Annotated in this window: 1 protein-coding gene; it reads left to right on the forward strand. The window is 70.0% G+C overall.

Annotated elements, in window-relative coordinates:
- Positions 1 to 148 precede the first annotated feature (148 nt).
- Positions 149 to 1,053, forward strand: a 905-nt coding sequence (locus BAW75_RS09070) for an L-serine ammonia-lyase (RefSeq protein WP_104113258.1), incomplete at its 3' end; no start/stop codon positions are given.

Raw genomic sequence — 1,053 nt, forward strand, 5'->3', positions numbered from 1 at the left:
GAGTGGGGGCGGGTATTCACGAGGGCGGGGTAGGCTCGCCGGTCGGGCGCCCCCACCCTGGGCGCCGGCCGTCCCGCCTGGCGGGGGCGGCAACCCCACGCACCGGCTCGGATCCGCACAACGGGGACGACGGCGAGGAAAGCAGCAAATGATCAGTGTTTTCGATCTTTTCAGTGTCGGTATCGGGCCGTCCAGCTCGCACACGGTCGGGCCGATGCGGGCGGCTCGTACGTTTGTGGCGGGTTTGAAGGCTGACGGGCAGCTGGCCGATGTGGCGCGGGTGCGGGCGGAGTTGTTCGGTTCGCTCGGTGCGACCGGGCATGGGCATGGCAGTGACCGGGCGGTGCTGTTGGGGCTGGAGGGTGAGGTCCCGGAGACTGTCGATACCGACTCGGTGGGGCCGCGCGTCGAGCGGATCCGCACCCAGCGGCGGCTCGACCTGTTCGGCAGTCAGGGGGTCGACTTCGATCCGGACACGGATCTGGTGTTGCATCGTCGGCGGTCGTTGCCGTACCACCCGAACGGGATGACGTTCGCGGCGTACGACGTGGCCGGGAACGAGGTGCGGGCGCGCACGTACTACTCGGTGGGTGGCGGGTTCGTGGTGGACGAGGCGGCCGCCGGGGCGGACCGGATCAAGGCGGACAGCACCCGGGTACGGCATCCGTTCCTGACCGGCGCGGAACTGCTCAAGGTCACCTCGGAGACGGGTCTGTCGATCAGTGAGGTGATGCTCGCCAACGAGGTGTCCTGGCGTAGCGAGGCGGACGTGCGGGCGGGGCTGCTGGAGATCTGGCGGGTGATGCGCGAGTGCGTGGAGAGCGGCTGCACCCGCGACGGCGTACTCCCGGGTGGGTTGAAGGTCCGGCGGCGCGCGGCGGAGATGCGGCGCGGCCTGGAGGTGGAGACCGGTAGCGGGGATCCGTTGCGTGCGATGGACTGGGTGACGTTGTTCGCGTTGGCGGTCAACGAGGAGAACGCGGCGGGTGGGCGGGTGGTGACCGCGCCGACGAACGGGGCTGCCGGGATCATCCCGGCGGTGCTGCACTACTA

Source organism: Micromonospora chalcea (genome assembly GCF_002926165.1).
Lineage (GTDB): Bacteria > Actinomycetota > Actinomycetes > Mycobacteriales > Micromonosporaceae > Micromonospora > Micromonospora chalcea.